Annotated in this window: 16 protein-coding genes and 1 tRNA gene; 10 read left to right on the top strand and 7 right to left on the bottom strand. The window is 69.3% G+C overall.

Translation table 11 applies throughout. From position 1 onward, the window contains the following. The first annotated feature begins 128 nt into the window (after positions 1 to 128). From QSK10_RS07510 to QSK10_RS07495, 4 genes are all read left to right on the top strand, one after another. Positions 129 to 3,452 (top strand): hypothetical protein, encoded by a 3,324-nt coding sequence (locus QSK10_RS07510; RefSeq protein ID WP_285661877.1) that lies wholly within the window; start codon positions 129 to 131, stop codon positions 3,450 to 3,452. A 64-nt stretch (positions 3,453 to 3,516) separates the two neighbouring features. Next, the gene (locus QSK10_RS07505) at positions 3,517 to 3,990 is read left to right on the top strand and encodes an NUDIX domain-containing protein (RefSeq protein ID WP_285661876.1); all 474 of its coding nucleotides are present in this window, start codon (positions 3,517 to 3,519) and stop codon (positions 3,988 to 3,990) included. Further along, positions 3,990 to 4,715, top strand: coding sequence for a GntR family transcriptional regulator (locus QSK10_RS07500; RefSeq protein ID WP_285661875.1), 726 nt, complete (start codon positions 3,990 to 3,992; stop codon positions 4,713 to 4,715). The genes QSK10_RS07505 and QSK10_RS07500 overlap by 1 nt, the downstream gene beginning before the upstream one ends. 35 nt (positions 4,716 to 4,750) lie before the next feature. After that, the gene (locus QSK10_RS07495; protein ID WP_285661874.1) at positions 4,751 to 4,996 is read left to right on the top strand and encodes a hypothetical protein; all 246 of its coding nucleotides are present in this window, start codon (positions 4,751 to 4,753) and stop codon (positions 4,994 to 4,996) included. Between the two features lie 45 nt (positions 4,997 to 5,041). Here the strand turns inward: QSK10_RS07495 and QSK10_RS07490 are convergent, their stop codons facing one another. Further along, the gene (locus QSK10_RS07490) at positions 5,042 to 6,157 is read right to left on the bottom strand and encodes a hypothetical protein (protein ID WP_285661873.1); all 1,116 of its coding nucleotides are present in this window, start codon (positions 6,155 to 6,157) and stop codon (positions 5,042 to 5,044) included. A gap of 261 nt (positions 6,158 to 6,418) precedes the next feature. Between QSK10_RS07490 and QSK10_RS07485 the strand changes: the two genes are divergently transcribed. Continuing rightward, a complete protein-coding gene (locus QSK10_RS07485; protein ID WP_285662936.1) occupies positions 6,419 to 7,255 on the top strand; it encodes a replication-relaxation family protein in 837 nt (278 codons plus the stop codon). A 117-nt stretch (positions 7,256 to 7,372) separates the two neighbouring features. Further along, positions 7,373 to 7,969: a hypothetical protein gene (locus tag QSK10_RS07480; protein WP_285661872.1), complete on the top strand. Its 597-nt coding sequence runs from the start codon at positions 7,373 to 7,375 to the stop codon at positions 7,967 to 7,969. A 563-nt stretch (positions 7,970 to 8,532) separates the two neighbouring features. Here QSK10_RS07480 and QSK10_RS07475 read toward each other — a convergent pair. The 6 genes from QSK10_RS07475 to ddaH all read right to left on the bottom strand — a co-directional run bounded on the left by QSK10_RS07475 (position 8,533) and on the right by ddaH (position 11,885). Continuing rightward, the gene (locus tag QSK10_RS07475) at positions 8,533 to 8,961 is read right to left on the bottom strand and encodes a transcriptional regulator (protein ID WP_285661871.1); all 429 of its coding nucleotides are present in this window, start codon (positions 8,959 to 8,961) and stop codon (positions 8,533 to 8,535) included. Between the two features lie 101 nt (positions 8,962 to 9,062). Next, positions 9,063 to 9,299, bottom strand: coding sequence for a hypothetical protein (locus QSK10_RS07470; protein ID WP_285661870.1), 237 nt, complete (start codon positions 9,297 to 9,299; stop codon positions 9,063 to 9,065). A gap of 100 nt (positions 9,300 to 9,399) precedes the next feature. After that, complete coding sequence (locus tag QSK10_RS07465) at positions 9,400 to 10,797, bottom strand: tyrosine-type recombinase/integrase (RefSeq protein WP_285661869.1); 1,398 nt, start codon at positions 10,795 to 10,797, stop codon at positions 9,400 to 9,402. Continuing rightward, the gene (locus tag QSK10_RS07460) at positions 10,779 to 10,910 is read right to left on the bottom strand and encodes a hypothetical protein (RefSeq protein WP_285661868.1); all 132 of its coding nucleotides are present in this window, start codon (positions 10,908 to 10,910) and stop codon (positions 10,779 to 10,781) included. The genes QSK10_RS07465 and QSK10_RS07460 overlap by 19 nt, the downstream gene beginning before the upstream one ends. A gap of 102 nt (positions 10,911 to 11,012) precedes the next feature. Then, a tRNA-Arg gene (locus QSK10_RS07455) sits at positions 11,013 to 11,085 on the bottom strand. 11 nt (positions 11,086 to 11,096) lie between these two features. After that, positions 11,097 to 11,885 carry a dimethylargininase gene (gene ddaH, locus QSK10_RS07450; RefSeq protein ID WP_285661867.1) on the bottom strand — a complete coding sequence of 263 codons (789 nt, stop codon included), beginning with the start codon at positions 11,883 to 11,885 and terminating at the stop codon, positions 11,097 to 11,099. 72 nt (positions 11,886 to 11,957) lie between these two features. On the opposite strand from ddaH, the gene QSK10_RS07445 reads away from it, so the two are divergent. The 4 genes from QSK10_RS07445 to QSK10_RS07430 all read left to right on the top strand — a co-directional run bounded on the left by QSK10_RS07445 (position 11,958) and on the right by QSK10_RS07430 (position 16,473). Further along, positions 11,958 to 13,601, top strand: coding sequence for an FAD-binding dehydrogenase (locus QSK10_RS07445; protein ID WP_285661866.1), 1,644 nt, complete (start codon positions 11,958 to 11,960; stop codon positions 13,599 to 13,601). Between the two features lie 67 nt (positions 13,602 to 13,668). Then, entirely contained in the window at positions 13,669 to 14,160 is a 492-nt protein-coding gene (locus QSK10_RS07440; protein WP_285661865.1) for an ion channel, read from the top strand. A 419-nt stretch (positions 14,161 to 14,579) separates the two neighbouring features. Next, positions 14,580 to 15,581 carry an ABC transporter permease gene (locus QSK10_RS07435; RefSeq protein WP_285661864.1) on the top strand — a complete coding sequence of 334 codons (1,002 nt, stop codon included), beginning with the start codon at positions 14,580 to 14,582 and terminating at the stop codon, positions 15,579 to 15,581. A 1-nt stretch (position 15,582) separates the two neighbouring features. Further along, positions 15,583 to 16,473: an ABC transporter permease gene (locus tag QSK10_RS07430; RefSeq protein WP_285661863.1), complete on the top strand. Its 891-nt coding sequence runs from the start codon at positions 15,583 to 15,585 to the stop codon at positions 16,471 to 16,473. The last annotated feature ends 42 nt before the right edge of the window (positions 16,474 to 16,515 follow it).

The raw sequence follows: 16,515 nt of genomic DNA, 5'->3' as shown, positions 1-16,515 counted from the left end.
CGGGCCCGGTGTGCGAGAAGCGCCGGGCCGTGCGCGTCACGACGCACGGCATCGGCTCGGAACAGCACGCGGCCGGCGGACCTCGCATCCCATTGGCGCCCCTGGTGCGCGTGCTGCACGATGGGGCGGTGTCCGACATGGTGATCACCGCGCTCCTCGACGAACTCGACCCACTGCCCTTCCCCGAGCGGATGAGGCTGCTCGCGCGCCGCGCCGGCGAGTGGGCGGCCGAGGGCGTCCTGCGTGCCCGGCTGGACGTGTTGTGGGGCGGCGACGACTACGCGCGTGGCCTGGCCTTGACGCTGGGGATCATCGGCCGGGACGCGGGCAGCGTCATCGCCGGACTCGCCGACCCCGACCGGGTGATCCGGCACCGGGCGGTGCGGGCCTGCCGGGCGGTCCCGGTCGACCCGGAGGTCCTGGCCGGGCTGGTCGTCGACGCTCCCGCCGAGCTGCGCCTGCGCCTGTACGCCACGATCCGCCGCGCCCGGATGCGCGGCCTCGCCGACCGGCTGGTCGGAGCGGTCCGCGAGCGCCACGGCGACGCCGAGGCGGCCAAGCTGCTCATCTCCTGTGGTGAGGCGACGGTGCGCGAGCTGCTCCCGCGGATCGGCTACGCCGCCGGTCGATGGGACGCCCTCGCCCGCCGTCACCCGGGGCCCGTCCTCGACGAGGCCGAGCGGCACTTGTCCGGGAACCGTCTGGAAGCGCGCTCCTGGTGGTCGCGTTACGGGTGGTCGGTGCTGTCGGCGGCCGAGGGCGAGCCCGAGCGGGTGCTGTCCCTGCTGGAGGGCGATCCCCGCCTGGCGCGCGTCGGCGCCGGCAAGGCCCTGACCTTCCTGGCCGCGCACGATCCCCGGCGCGTGGCGCGGCTGCTGTCCCGGCACGTGTACACCGGCACCGGCCCGTCCGGGCTCGGTGCGGGAACGCTGCGGCGCCTGGCCGCGCTCGACCTGCCCGTCCTGGTGGAGCTGGGCACCCGCTGGGACGGCCCCGGCGAATGGGCCGCGCTGCTGAAGCGGCGTCCGCCATCGGCGCGGGCGGAGCTGTTCGAGGCCCTGTCGGCGACGCGCCCGGTGAGCGCCGAGCCGCTGCCGGAGGTCCTCCTCGACGTCCTCCCGCGCGCCCTGCGCACCCGTGAGGCCGAGCGCGCCATCGGCCTGCCCGCGGTCGCCGAGGACGAGGCGCGCGTCCTGCACTACACCGCGCACCTGCCCTTCGCCGACGCCTTCCCGGCGCTTCTCACCGCGACCCGCAGGCACCTCGCCGACGACCGCGCGGCCGGTTACGGGCTCCTGATCGCCTGCGTCCGCCGCTCGGCCGACCCCGAGGCCCTCGGCACCGTCCTGAACGGACTCGACCGTTTGCGCAACGAGCAGGACCCGGTCCGCGCCCGCTTCGTCACCGCCCTCTCCTCGATCCCGCCGCACCGCTTCACCGGCGCCCACGCTCCCGCCCTCACCGCGATCGCCAAGGACACGGTCGAAGCCCGTGACGCCTCCTGGTCCACCCGCACGGCGCTCACCGGGCTGGCCGTCCGGCTGCTGTCGGCCCGCTCCGAGGTGCCCGAGCTGCTGGACTGGGCGACGTCCACGCTGGACGGCCTGGCCGGCACCGGACGCCTCTATCTGCGCGACCTGCGGCGGCACCTGCGGCGCGGCGACGAGGCGCGCTTCATCGCCACGCTCCTGCCGTGGCTGCGCCGGGGCGCCGAACGCGCCCACTTCGAGCCGCTGTTCGGCGTCGTCGGCGGCCTCGGCCCTCGCGCGCACGGCCTGGCACCGCTGACCGAGCTCCTCGCCCGCGCCGCCGCGCCCGGCAACGTCACCGCGGTCGCCGCCACGGCCATCAGCCTGCTCCTCGACGACCCGCGCGAGCGCGCCTCCCGCGTCGAGGACATCCTCCTCGGCGACACGTCCACCGTCGCCGTCCACGCGGTCTGGAGGACACTGTGCACCACGCGCACCGACCTGCTCGACCTCGTCTTCGAGGGCTCACCCCCGGCGGGCGGGCACCTCGCCCAGGGCGTCCGCTGGGTGCCGGGCCACGCGCAGGCCGTCGACCGGTGGCTGCCCCGGCAGCAGGCCGCCTACCTGCGGCTGCTCAAGGCCGTCATCGGTGACGCCGGCACACGCCTGCACATCCGGGCCGCCGCGATCGCCCAGGCCGCGCACGTGCCGGGCGGCTGGGACCTGGTCAACCGCTACGTCGACTCGCCCAACACCGTCCTCGACGAAGCCGCCCTCGCCGCTCTCGTATGGACCTCACGTCCCGCGGAAGCCCTCGGCCTCCTCCTCGACCGCGCCGACGGCGACCGCGCCCGCGTCGCGGTCTACTCCGCCGGACGCGCCGCCCGTTTCACCCCGCCCTCGGCGCTCGCCGAGCCGCTGACCGCGCTGCTGGCCTCCCCGAAGGTCACCGCCCGCAAGGAGGCCGCGCGCCTGCTCGCGGCGTCCTCGGTGCCCGGCGCGATGGACGCCCTCCACGCGACCTGGAGCACCGGCCCGCACCGCGACGTGAAGGCCGCGATCGTCTCGGCCGTCCGCCACCTGCTCGACGACCCGCGCGCCTGGACGATCCTCGAAGAAGCCATCGCCGACCCCGAACCTGCGGTCGCCCAGGCCGCCCTCACCATCGGCCGCTGGGACATCGCACCCCGCCACGCCGCCGCCTACGCCGCCCTGGTCCTCGCCGCCGGACGCCACCCCGACCGCAACACCGCCCTCGCCGCCTGGAACGCATACCCGTCCTGGTCGGCCCAGGCACCCGGCGGGACCGCCACCATCGCCGACGCGGTCGCCGACCTCGACAACCGCACAACGTGGCGGCAGGCGGCCCACGCGCTCGTCTGGCTCCTCGACTCCGGCGTGCCGGAGGACACCGCGGCCGCCCTCATCGAGCGGCTGCTGTCCGCCACCGGCCAGCCCGACGCCCTCGCCGACCGCGACCTCCCGGCCCGCCGCCGCATCGCCACCCTGTGCTCAGACCTCGACCACTGGGCGCGCACACAAGACGGCACCGCCGACCTGGCACCCGTCGCCGCGGCCGGCAGACTCCTGGCCGCGCACCCCGAGTACCTCGCGGAAGGCTGCACCCTACTGGTCGCCGCCACCCTCCCCTATGGACCCGAGCCCGGCCTCGCAGCCATCGCCGACCGCCTCCACGACCGCCCCCTCGCCGCCGCCCGGACCGCCGAGGCGGTCGAAACCTGGTACGCCTCACGCACGTCCTTCACCCCAGAACCGCTCCTCGCCACCGCCGAAGCGCTCTCCACCCGCGGCGACCTCCCCGGCGGCCTCCTCTCACTGGCCCTGGTGGTCGCGGTCGCCAAAGCGACACCCGAGCGGCGCCCGTCCGACCCGGCAGCGCGCGGGCTCGTCGCCCGACTGCGCCGCCACCCCGAGGCGGAGGTCCGGACCCTCGCCCTGAACCTGGCCACCGCACCGGAGTGACGTCCAAACCAGGCGGACGGCCGATGGAGATCTAGATCGAATGCCGGGGCATACGCTGGGAACCGTGACCGGTCCCGAGACGCAGGAACACGACCCGGCCCAGGCGGTCATGGCCGCGGGCGCGCTGTTCACCGACGAGGCCGGGTCGGTGATGCTCGTGAAGCCGACCTACAAGAGCTTCTGGGACATCCCCGGCGGCTACGTCGAACGCGGGGAGAGCCCGCAGGACGCCTGCGTCAGAGAGGTCCACGAGGAGCTCGGGCTCAAGATCTCGCCGGGGCCGCTGCTCGTGGTGGACTGGGCACCGACGGCCAAGGAGGGCGGCAAGCTGCTGTTCGTCTTCGATGGAGGTCGGCTGTCGATCGAGGAGAGAAACGCCATCCAGATCGAGACCCGGGAGCTCGTCCGATACGAGTTCGTCCCACCTGAACGGTTCGCCGAGTACACCATCGACCGGCTCGTCCTGCGGCTGACAGCAGCGCTGGAGGCCACATCGAGCGGCGTACCGGCCTACCTCGAACACGGCAAGCGCACCTGATGACCCGTGACCGGCGCGCTAACCATCAAAGGGTCGCCGCTGACCTGCGAGCGAAGATCATGGCCGGTGAGATCCCGCCGAGGTCGGCGCTGCCGTCGACCCAGCAGCTCATTGACGGGTACGGCGTCGCCAACAGCACCGTCCAGAGAGCGCTCACCACACTCAAGGACGAGGGTCTGGTTGCGGGCGAGCGTGGGCGTGGCGTCTTCGTGTGTGAGCGGAGGCTGAGGCTGAACGAACCCCTCCCGTATCGCGTGCCGGGCCTGGACGACGGGTACGGCTACGACCTCCTCGAAGTCAGCACGACGCGTCCGCCTGTCGAGGTCGCTGCCGCCCTTGATCTCAAACCGGGACAACAAGCGGTGCTTCGCCGTCGGCTGATGCGCGTCAACAGGGAACCGGTGGAACTGATCTGGTCCTACTACCCGGCCTCGATCGCGGTCGGGAGTCCGCTGGCCCTACCGGGCAAGATCCGGGGTGGCGCTCCGCTAGCGCTGGCAGACCTTGGTTATCCACAGCGTCGTATGGAAGACCGGCTGACGGTGCGTCTTCCGACCAGCGCGGAGCTGGAGCTTCTGGAGCTCCCCATGGAGGTGCCGGTCATTCGCCGGCTGCGGGTCGTCTTCACCGATCGGGACCTCGCGGTCGAGGCGTCGATCCTGGTCAAGAGCGGTCATCGAAGTGAACTGCTCTACCGTCGCAGTCTCGACTCAGGCGCGCAGTAGCGGCCGACCCCGCAGGATGGATGGGTAGGAGAACTATGCGCTTCAAGGTCTGCTCGGATCGAGCCACCGTCGTCGTGTTCGAGCCCACCGCCGACGAGCACCGCCTGGATGCCGGTGCGACCATCACCATCGAGTGGCCTGCCGGTGGGGACGACGGCTTGGTCTCGGTTGTGGGTGACATGCTCGTGGTCTGGGCGCCGTCTGGCGGATACACGCGAGCCTGGCGGTCAGACGGGACGGAGATCTACGTCGGGCCGGAATCCGGGCCGGACGCCTCTTGAGCTTGGGCCGCATGAACCTGCGGGAGCCGGTCACCGCCGACTCGGTTAGCGGGCCAGCAAGGATTCTCGATGCCGCCAAGCGAGAGCGAGGAGCGCTGCGCCGGCTGCCTGCATCCGTTCTCGCCGGGCGTACCGCTCGACGTTCTCCCGGGTGAAGGCGATACCGACGTTGCCGTCGTCCCCACGCAGGAGCAGGCCCTCGGCGTTCTCGTCAACGAGTGTCCCGAACAGTTCGTCGAAGACCAGGCCGTCGAAGACCACCACGGTGAGCAGGTCCGTGGCGAAGGTGAGCGGGTCGACGCCGAGGCCCAGGCAGTAGGCGGAGGCTGCTCCAGAGGTCACGGCGGCATTCATGGCGACGGCGAAGGGCCAGGAGGCGTAGTCGATCGGCGCCAGCTCACTGCCGTACTCCTCGGGCCGTCCGAGGAGCTCCTCGGCGAACTCCTGCGTCATGCAGCGCCACAGGCTGAAGTCGTTCATGTCGTTCCAGTCGGCCTCGCCGGAGGCCTGGAAGATCCCGGCGGGCGCGACCTGGAACAGCCCACCCGCGTGCCCGACCTTCGCCGGATCCCGCCAGTGCAGGATGAATGTCGCCTCGCCCGTGCTGCGGTCTTCGCGGATGGTGAGCGTGCTGATGGCGATGTTCGTCGGCCGGCGTGCCGGATCGCACGGGTCGCCGATCGCTTCGCGCAGCACGGCCGACCGGCCTGAGGCGTACTCGTGGGCTGCGGCCTCACCGGTGTCGAGCCCATCGGAATAGCGGCCCCGGCTGAATGACATCCACGCCGCCGGACGCCGGAGATCGGCGGCCCGGAGTCGATAGGTGGACCTGTTCTCCAGCCTCGCTGGCGTCAGCGCGAGCAGTGCGTCCACGTACGAGCTGTAGCCGTGCGGAACGACCGTCGGCGTATCGAGTGGAAGGCGAGGGAGCGGCGGTGCGTCAGGGACCGACATCAGCTTGACGGCGTCCAGCGGGAGTGGCTTCTCCGGCAGCCACTCACTTCGGCTGAGCAGGGGCGTTCCCTCCACCTTGAGCAGGCCGGGATAGAGCTCCGCGGCCTGGACGCCGAGCTCGAAGCGCTCGTCAGTAAGGCGGGCTCGGGTGGCCAGCCACTCACGCTCGTCTGCCGAAAGCGCTTTCGGTGAGGACGTATCCGGCATCGCGTTGAGGCTACTCCGCAGAGGATCTTGCCTCGGACACGCGGCTGAGCGGGCACGACCTCGACCGGGCAGAACCAGAAACGAGCAGGCAGCCGGTCTGTGCCTGACTTGTGCCCGGGGAGACCTGGCGATGGCGACTGCGCGTGCCCGCCCAGAGCTACTCTCGTCCACCCGCTTCGAACCGGGTCAATCCGGCGAACGAGTCAGCAGGTCACCAGGCCTGTGACCCGTCGGTGCCAAGTCGGGCGAGTGAAGGTGAACATGCAGGTCAACCACCTGGAGGCGACATTGGAGGAGCCCAGACAGAAGCCCATAACAGGCGAACAAATCATCGCGGTCCACCGGCACTTGACCGACCGCGACCTCAACCTCATCGATGCCCTCGGTCAGCACCAGGTCCTTCTGCTCCCGCAGATCACCAGGATGTTCTTCCCCTCGGAGACGCGAGCACGAACCCGCCTCACAGTGCTCCGCGGCCTGGGTGTGGTGACGCGCTTCCGACGGTCGGTGCGTCCAGGCTCCCAAGCCTGGCGCTACACGCTGGGCCACGTCGGAGCGACGATCTACGCCCACTCCCGAGGCGAGAAGCCCCCGCGCGTCCCGGACACGACCGCACGGCTCGGCAAGCTCACGGCGCGCCGGGACATGGAGCACCTCCTGGGCGTGAACGAGGTGCTCTCTCACCTCTACGAGCACGCACGCCACACCGAAGGCGCGGAGCTCGAAGAGTGTCTAGGCGAGCCTGACAGCGTTGCCCTCACCTACGGCTTCGCCCGGCCCGACGCCAGCTGGGTCTGGCGCGAGGGCGGCCTCAGCCGAAGGTTCTTCCTCGAGTACAACACCGGCACTGAATCGCTGGTGCGCGTGGTGCGAAAGCTGAGGCTGTACGACACGCCGCTTGACCATGAAGGCGTGGTCGTGTTCGTCTTCCCGAACGCGACACGGGAGGCGAATTTTCGGTTCATGGCCTCTGATGCAGAGCAGGGGATAACCGTAGCTACGACCAGTCAGTCGTTTGTGCCTATATCAGCTGGACGAATCTGGTGGCCACTGGCGGGGAATGAGCGGAGCCGGTTGGTGGATTTCGGGCAACCTTGAGGGCCTTGGCAGGAGGCGATACGGCCCGAAGGGTCGGTCCGCTCGGGTTGCGAGCACATGGGCAGTCCGGTATCGCAATCATGGATCATGACAGTGTCGGGGGGCTACTTTCGAGACATGGGGAGGAAGAAGAGCGGCAAGAAGGTCGTGCAAGACTTCAAGCGCGCCTTGGGGCGGATCGTCGCGTTTACCGAAGAGGTTACTGTCAGCGGCCTTGGTAAACAGTCGATTACATGGGCTTACGAGGCGGCCTTGATCAGAACCTACGTCGAGTTTGAGCGCTTGATGCTCGACTGTATAGTCACGGCCATTAACAACGACACCGATGGCACCATTGGTCTCAGGACTAACGTGAGTTTCCCGAAACACCTGACCGACGAGGTCTGTGAGTATCTCGTGATCAAGGAGGGGTATTTTGACTTCAAGGGCCGAGATGGGCTAATTAGGAAGATTAGGGAGTATCTTCCTGACCGGCATTGGCTCATTGAGGTTATTAGGAAGCAGTCTTACGTAGGTCCTATCAACACGCTCGTCGCGCTGCGAAACTTCGCTGCCCACGATAGCCCCAGAAGCAAGCGAGCCGCCGCCGCTGCCGTCGGAGCGAGTCGACTGAGCAGTGCTGGAGCTTGGATCAAATGCAACCAGCGGTTCCCGCTGATGATCAAAGAACTGACCAGGTTCGCTGATGAGCTCGAAGGTCGATGGCCCTACTGAGACTCGCGCGTGCCTATCTGTAGCTCGCGGTCGACACCGTGCTTGCTTGCTGGCCGAGGTGTGCTTGGGCTCATGTGTATCCGGGATCGGTCCGGCTGTTGGTCAATGACAGGAAAGTCTGGACACTCTCTCCACAAGGTACGGTCCAGATCAGCAGGACGGCCAGGCCGCCGGGCGCATTGCGGGCGGCCACCCGTTGCAGCGGGGGCCGCCCTGCTCCGTGTTCAGCCAACAACAGAAGCGGGACCATCGTGCCACGACAGACCCCCACCGTGAACCCTGGAGATGATCACGACCCTGAAGAGCACAGTCGCCTGCCTCTCCGCTGGTTCGTCATCATCGTCATTGCTGCTGTCGCTGGCTGGGGCACCGCCGCTGCCAGCCAACCTATCTTGGCAATCCCGGTTGCCATTGGTGTTGCCGCAGGGCTCCATGGCTTCCTTAGTCGTTGACCTGTGCGAGGGGGTGACCGTCTTTCCGCCCCCTCGCACGATGCTTAGGGTTGCTACCGTCGGATTCGCAGGGGCCGAGGACGTGCTTGTGGGCGGCCCACCCTGCCAGCCTCAGTCTGAAGTCTGTCTGAGGCTAGGTAGCGAGGATTCCGGCACAGGCGAGTAGGACTCCCATATGGAAAGCCGATCGAGCTGTGGGGCCCCGCCGTTTCGCCAGAAGACGCCGTGCCGGACGCGCTCGGCGACCCAGGCGAGGAAGGTGCGCCGGTCGGCGAGGTAGTGCGTCCCGGCGTTCACCACGAGCGCTGCCGCTGCGGCACCGGGGTGGATGGGGAGCGCGAACAGGGTCGAGGCGATCGCGACGCCTATCGCGCATGTCAGCGTGTAGCCGACGACGTGCAACCCGCACATGAGGTGTCCATGCAGGTTGTGGTCTGCCTTGTGCGCGGCCTGGTGGTCGCCTTGCATCCAGTAGTCGGCGACCGGGTGTAACGCGTAGAGGACGGCGGCGAACACGCTGAAGGCCACAGGATTCATCATTGGGTTCTCTCCTTTGTGCATTGCGTGATGGGGAGACCCTCGGCGGGGGAGCTGGCCGGCGAGCCCGCCGAGGGCTTGTGTGTGGGTCTGGCAGTGGTGGGTTATCCCTGGCCGTCGATGACGGCCTTCACGGAGCCGTCGGCGAGCCTGCGGTAGCCGGTGCCGTCAGGTCGGAGCGCGACGGTCTCGCCCGCACGCGCCTTGAGCTCGTACTTGCCGACGCGGACGGTCGCGCCCTCGCCGGAGGCCGTGACTTCGCCGTCGCTGGTGATGGAGGCGTTGTCGCCGAAGGCCAGTGGGCCGGTGCTGGTGAGGTTGGCGATGTGGAACTTGGCCATGAGCTGACTCCTTTTGGAATGGTCGACGCCGCTGTGACGTGCGGTTTCACCGCGCGACCGGCGTCTTCTGGTTGGGTGGGAGCGGAGTCCTTGAGCGGGTCTACTGAACGGTGACCGGAACTCCGCGTCTTGCCGCCACCAGGCCGTCGCGTTTGAGCACGTCGACGGCGCGGTGGACGGTGCTGGGCGCGACGAAGTAGCGCGCCGCGAGCTCCTTCATGGAGGGCAGCCGGGAGCCGCTGGTGAGGATCCCCGCCCGAATCGCTCCGGCCAGGTCGACGGCGATCTTCTCGTAGGGCTCGGACGGTTCCTCTGGCAGTGCGGAACGCTCCTGGCCGTCGACGAGCTCCTGGAGCCAGCTCTCCGAGACCGGGACTCGCGGGCTGGTCAGCGCTGCCGCGCGCTGGTCGGCTTCGGCGACGAACGCCGCATACGTCTTCATCGTGGTCGTCCCGCCGCCGCCGTGGCCCAGGCGGCCGGCGACGGTGCGGATGTCGACGCCCGCGGCGATGAGTTCGGTGGCGGCGTACTCGCGGAGGCGTTTGAGGGAGGCGTTCATGCCGAGGCGGTCGCAGAGGCGCTTGAAGCGCTGGCCGACGGTCGAGGGCTTGAACCAGGTGGCGTGGTCGGGGTCGGGGGAGAAGAGGCGGCCGTGAGCGGCGATGGTGACGCCGAGCGCGGCGGCCTTGCGGGCGCGGTGGACGAGGTAGGCGCGCAGGAGGGCGACGTCGATGTCGTCGAGGGCGGTGCGGCGCTTCTGGTGGGTCTTGGTGGACTTCTCCCAGGTCCTGGCGCCGTCCTGGGCGATGGACGAGTCGACGCCGAGGGAGTGGGCGTCGAGGTCCAGGAGGTCGAGTTTCAGAGCGCAGACCTCGCCGCGGCGCTCGCCGGTGCGCATGCAGATCCACACGAACATTCCCCAGTCGGGGTCGTCTTCCCAGGCGGCGCGCAGGATGCGGGCGGCGTCGTTGGCGTTGGGTGGGCGTGGGTTGGGGACGGGGGTGCCGAGGGAGCGGGCCTGGCCGATGGGGCTGACGGTGATCCATTTCCAGCGGATCGCCTCGCGGAAGGCGCCGGAGAGGATCGTCATGATCTGCCGGAGGGAGCCCTCGGCGAGGCCGCGGCACTGGTGCGGGGGGCAGCGGTGGTCGCAGGTGTGGGGGCGGATGGTGCGGTGGTCGATGCGCTTCTTGCCGTCGCAGTGGACGCGGCAGCGGCGCAGCTCGCGGTGGAAGGAGTCCCAGGCGTGGGCATCCATGTCGCCGACGGACACGTGGCCGATGAGGGGACGGATGTGCCGGCGTTCCTTGGCGCGGTAGTTCTTGAGGGTGAGGACCTTGCCGCGGAAGTCCTCGAAGTACCGCTCCAGCATCAGCGTGATGGTCGCCCGGGTGCGCGGGTGGCGCCGTTCGTCGACCTGGTTGAGCAGGCGGGTGCGGACCTTCTCGGCCTCGCGGGCGGCTTTGGGGCCGGGCGGTACTACTTCATCCAGGTACACCCGGCGCTTGGTGACGGGTCCAGGCCCGCGTAGACCTTCACCCGGAGCGAGCCGCTCGGGAGGGTCTCGATGCTGCCCCGCTCGCGCTTCGGAGCGGCCTTGCGTGGTGCCATGGGTTCAACGCTAGAAACGTTCGCACCACGCACGGCACCACGGTGGCCCACCCGTGGCCCGACATGAAGAAACCGCAGGCCGTTGACCTGCGGTTACGCACGTGCCCCCGGCAGGATTCGAACCTGCGACGCACGGTTTAGGAAACCGACGCTCTATCCCCTGAGCTACGAGGGCGCGCGGCCAGTCTAACGGCCCGCTCGGTGGGGGTTCGGGTACGTCCCCCGGAGGCGGACTGACAGGCATGTCACGCAGCCTTCGAGCTTCTCGAACTCGCCGATGTCGACGGGGACGGGGTGCCAGCCGAGGTCGGCGAGGAGGGTTGTGGTGCGGGGGGCGCTAGTGGCGATGAGGAGGCGGCCGGAGCCGAGGTCGACGACGTGGGCGCCGCTTTCTTCGGGGACGGGGAGGAAGCTCGGGAAGAGGCCGGGGTCGTCGACGAGAGGTGGGTGGCCGATGACGGTGCCGTCGGGGAGGGCGGTGACGGCGGACTTGAGGTGCAGGACGCGGGTCACGGGCACGGCGACGACGCGGGCGCCGAGGGGGGTGAGGGCGGCGCGGAGCTGGGCGATGCCGGCGGCGTTGGTGCGGCCGCCGCGGCCGACGTAGACGGTGTCGCCGATCTTGAGGACGTCGCCGCCGTCGAGGGTGCCGGGTGCTTGGACGCGCAGGGTGAAGCAGCCGAGGTCGGCGAGGTGGGATTCGACGGCGTCGACTTCGCCGCGGCGTTCGGGGGCGCCGGGGCGGGTGAGGACGGCGGCGTTGCGCCACATGACGACGGTGTCCTCGATGAACACGGCGTCGGGGTGGTCGTCGGCGGGTAGGACCTCCAGGCAGCGCCAGCCGTTCTCGGTGAGGGCGGTGACGTAGGCGTCCCATTGGGCGAGGGCCGCCTCCGAGGACACCGGTACGCGTTCGATGTGGGTGACGAGGCCTTCGGTGAGGCGGGGGCCGGGGCGGCGGACGAGCGCGATCATCGAGGCTCCTGAATGGCTGGTGGCTTGGGCGCGGCTGTGGTAAACCTCTGCGAACACGACTTGGGAGGCGGCATGGACACCGACGTCATCGTGGTCGGCGCGGGACTGGCGGGGCTGGTCGCGACGGCGGAGCTCGCGGACGCCGGGAAACGGGTGCTGCTGCTGGACCAGGAGCCGGAGGGCTCGCTCGGCGGGCAGGCGTGGTGGTCGTTCGGTGGGCTGTTCCTGGTGGACTCGCCGGAGCAGCGCCGCATGGGGGTGAAGGATAGCCGCGACCTGGCCTGGCAGGACTGGCTCGGCTCGGCCGGTTTCGACCGGGACGAGGACGCCTGGCCGCGCAAGTGGGCCGAGGCCTACGTCGACTTCGCCTCGGGTGAGAAGCGCGCGTGGCTGCACGCGCAGGGCGTCCGCTTCTTCCCGGTGGTGGGCTGGGCCGAGCGGGGCGGGTACCTCGCCGACGGGCACGGGAACTCGGTGCCGCGCTTCCACGTCACGTGGGGCACGGGGCCGGGGGTCGTGGCGCCGTTCGAGCGGCGGGTGCGCGAGGCGGCGGAGAAGGGGCTGGTGCGGCTGGCGTTCCGGCACCGCGTCGACGAGCTGGTGGTGACCGGCGGGGTGGTGACGGGTGTGCGCGGGGCGGTGCTGGAGCCGTCCAATGTCAAGCGGGGCGAGGCGTCCTCGCGGGTCGTGGCGGGGGACTTCGAGTACTCCGCGCAGGCCGTCGTCGTCACCTCCGGCGGTATCGGCGGCAACCCCGAGCTGGTGCGCGCCAACTGGCCCGAGCGGCTGGGCACGCCCCCGAGGAAGCTGCTCTCGGGCGTCCCGGAGCACGTGGACGGGCGGATGCTCGGCATCGCCGAGGCGGCCGGCGGGCGGCTCATCAACCGCGACCGCATGTGGCACTACACCGAGGGCATCGAGAACTGGGCGCCGATCTGGAAGTCGCACGGCATCCGCATCCTGCCCGGACCTTCTTCTCTGTGGCTGGACGCCACCGGCAAGCGCCTGCCGGTGCCGCTGTTCCCGGGCTTCGACACCCTCGGGACGCTGGAGCACATCATGCGCACCGGCCACGAGCACACGTGGTTCGTGCTGACGCAGAAGATCATCGAGAAGGAGTTCGCGCTCTCCGGCTCCGAGCAGAACCCCGACCTCACCGGCAAGAGCGTCCGGCAGGTCCTCAAGCGGGTCCTGCCCGGCGCGCCCGGGCCCGTCGAGGCCTTCAAACAGAACGGCGTGGACTTCGTGGTCGCCGCGACCCTCGACGAGCTGGTCGCGGGCATGAACAAGCTGACGCCGGACACCCCGCTGGACGCCGCCGTCGTCCGCCACCAGGTCGAGTCCCGCGACCGGGAGATCCGGAACGCGTTCACCAAGGACCTCCAGGTCACCGCGATCCGGGGCGCGCGCAGGTACCGCGGCGACAAGCTCGTCCGGGTCGCCTCGCCGCACCGGCTGCTCGACCCGAAGGCCGGGCCGCTGATCGCGGTGCGCCTGAACATCCTCACCCGCAAGACCCTCGGCGGCCTCGAATGCGACCTGTCCGGCCGGGTCCTGGGACACGACGGACAGCCGGTCCCGGGCCTGTACGCCGCCGGTGAGGCCGCCGGTTTCGGCGGCGGCGGACTGCACGGGTACCGCTCGCTGGAGGGCACCTTCCTCGGCGGCTGCATCTTCTCCGGGCGCGTGGCGGGACGCGCGGCGGGCACGGCCTAGGAGAAATCGCCCGGTTCGCGGCGAAAGCGGTGGTAGACATCCCCTGAGGACGTCGAGGGGAGCCGTCATGCGCCTGCGGACCTGTGTGGTGCTCGCGGCGATGCTCGCCGCCTACTACCTTCTCCCGTCCCACCCTTCGGACGCGCTGCCGCTGCTGCGCGGCATCGGATCGGTCCTCATCCTGGCGGGACTCGCCGTCCTGTTCGTCCGGCAGATAAAGGCCCAGGCGAGAGCCTCGGAGGACACCACGGTCCGGCTGGAGTCGCTCTTCTACCTGGTGTCACTGACGGTGTTCGTTTTCGCCTTCACGTACTACGCGCTCGCCCGCTCGCAGCCGGGACAGTTCGCGGGCCTCTCCACGCGCACCGACGCGCTCTACTTCACCGTCACGACGATGGCGACGGTCGGTTTCGGGGACGTGCACGCCGCCGGGCAGGTCGCGCGGGGGCTGGTGACCGTGAACATGATCTTCAATGTCGTGTTCGTCGGCGTGTTCGCCTCGGTTCTGGCGGCCCGGGTGCGGCGCGCGGTCGAGCGGCGGCGAAGCGCGCGCGGCTGAGTTTCGCGCATTCGGCGTGCGCACTACAGACCGTTAAGTACTAGCACACCTTCTTAACAGTTCATTTACGGGGTCGGCAAGACTCCGTTAACCCCTGTGAGCACGCTAGATTCCTTACCTGGAAAGGAAACCGAATCGTGCCTCCGAAGTGGACTGTTCGTCACTCTCTGTTGACGATCATGTACCGCTTTGGAAGATAACGATTCGATACAGCTCCTAGCGCGCAACAACGCGCAGCCGTTACGCTCCAACGCACATCGCGCCGGGAGTGAGCTGCCTCACCCCGGATCCATCGATCATTGTCGATCTTGGGGAGGAGCTGCGTGGCATCCGTCAGCCCCGCCGCTCCCGGTGTCACCGCCAAGTCGGCGGGACCCGGGAACGGCCGGTCAGTCCTATCGCGGATATGGCGCAGCTATGTGCTCCGCCGCATCCTGCGGGCGATCTTCATCGTGTGGCTGGTCGCCACCGGTGTCTTCTTCATGGTGCGGCTGCTGCCGGGCAACCCGGTGGACGTCTACATCAACAAGCAGATCTCCGAGTACGGCATGTCCTACGACGCCGCGGCCGCGCAAGCGGCGGCGATGTTCAGCTTCGACCCGAAGACGCCCCTGTGGCAGCAGTACCTGGACTATCTGGCCGGGATGACGCACGGCGACTTCGGCATGTCGATCCTCTCGCCGGGCACCAGCGTCACCGACAAGATCGCCTCGCACCTGCCGTGGACGCTGTTCACCGTCGGCATCGCGCTGCTGATCGCCGTCGGCGTCGGCCTGGTGCTGGGCATGCTGATGGCCTACCGGCGCGGCGGGTTCCTCGACCACGCCATCTCCGGGCTCGGCTCGCTGCTGCACGCCATCCCGAACTACCTGATGGCGCTGATGATCGTGGTCTTCGGCGCGGTGAACCTCGGGATCATCGACTACGCCACCATCCGCGGGAACCTCTCGCCGGGCATCCACCCGGAGTTCTCCGCGCGCTTCTTCCAGGACGCCTTCTATCACGCGAGCCTGCCGATCCTCACCTACGTCCTCACCACGGTGGGCACCTGGGCGCTGATCATGAAGTCCTCCACGACACAGGTCCTCGGCGAGGACTACGTCATGGTCGCCCGCGCTCGCGGCCTGTCGGACGGGCGCATCCGCACCGCCTACGTGGGCCGCAACGCGGTCCTGCCGCTGGTGGCGCAGATCGCCACCGCCGCCGGCTTCGTGGTGGGCGGCGCGATCTTCGTGGAGTCGGTCTTCCGCTACGAGGGCATCGGGATCACCCTGTTCGACTCGGTGGCCGCCCGCGACTACCCCGTCATCCAGGGCGTGCTGCTGGTCGTGACCATCACCGTCGTCGCGGCCAACCTGATCTCCGACCTCGTGTACAGCGTGCTCGACCCGCGCATCCGCACCGGTGAGAAGGAGGACTGAGGTGGCCCAGGCGACCATCGCCGCCACGCCCGCCGGGGCGCAAGGCGCGTTCCGCGGGTTCCTGCGCGAGCTGACCCGCAGCAAGGCCGGGTTCGCCGGTTTCGTGATCGTGTTCCTGATCGTCGGCATGTCCATCGTGGCGCCGCTGTTCATCGAGGCCGACACCAAGGCGAACACCGACCAGATCTGGCAGGGCCCCTCGGGCGCGCACTGGCTGGGCACCGACGGCTCGGGCAAGGACACCCTGAAGCAGATCGTCCTGGGTGGACAGACGGTCATCTTCGTGGGCTTCCTGGCCGCGGCCATCACCACCGTCATCGCGGTGGCGATCGGCTCGCTGTCGGCCTACATCCGCGGGCGCTTCGACGCGATCATGCTCCAGCTCACCGACATCGTCATGACGATCCCGCAAATCGTGCTGCTGGCGGTGCTCGGCGCCTTCTTCAGCCTGAACAGCCCGCTCTACCTCGCCCTCATCATCGGCGGCCTGACCTGGCCGGTGCTGATGCGGTCGATCCGGGCGCAGGCGCTGTCGCTGAAGGAACGCGAGTTCGTCGAGGCCGCCAAGCTGCTGGACATGGGCACCGGCCGGATCGTGTTCGGCGAGATCGTGCCGAACATGGCCAGCTACATCCTCATCAACTTCATCATCGCCGTCACCAACGCGATCTACGCCCTCGTCGGCCTCTACGTCCTCGGCCTCGCGCCGCTGGCGGGCGCCAACTGGGGGATCATGATCAACAACGCCTGGATCGGCGGCGCGATGTTCCTGCCCAAGGCGATGCCCTACATCCTCGCCCCGATCGCCATGATCGCCCTCCTCCAGCTCGGTCTGATCATGCTGACCCGCTCCCTGGAGGAGATCCTCAACCCGCGCCTGCGCGACAAGTAAGTGGTGGACCGTGCGACTGCGCGCGAACAGAAGAAGGGTGTG

This window comes from Actinorhabdospora filicis (assembly GCF_030269765.1).
GTDB classification, from domain to species: domain Bacteria; phylum Actinomycetota; class Actinomycetes; order Mycobacteriales; family Micromonosporaceae; genus Actinorhabdospora; species Actinorhabdospora filicis.
The sequence above is the reverse complement of the archived record's forward strand: the minus strand, read 5'-3'. Positions and strand labels throughout refer to the sequence as shown.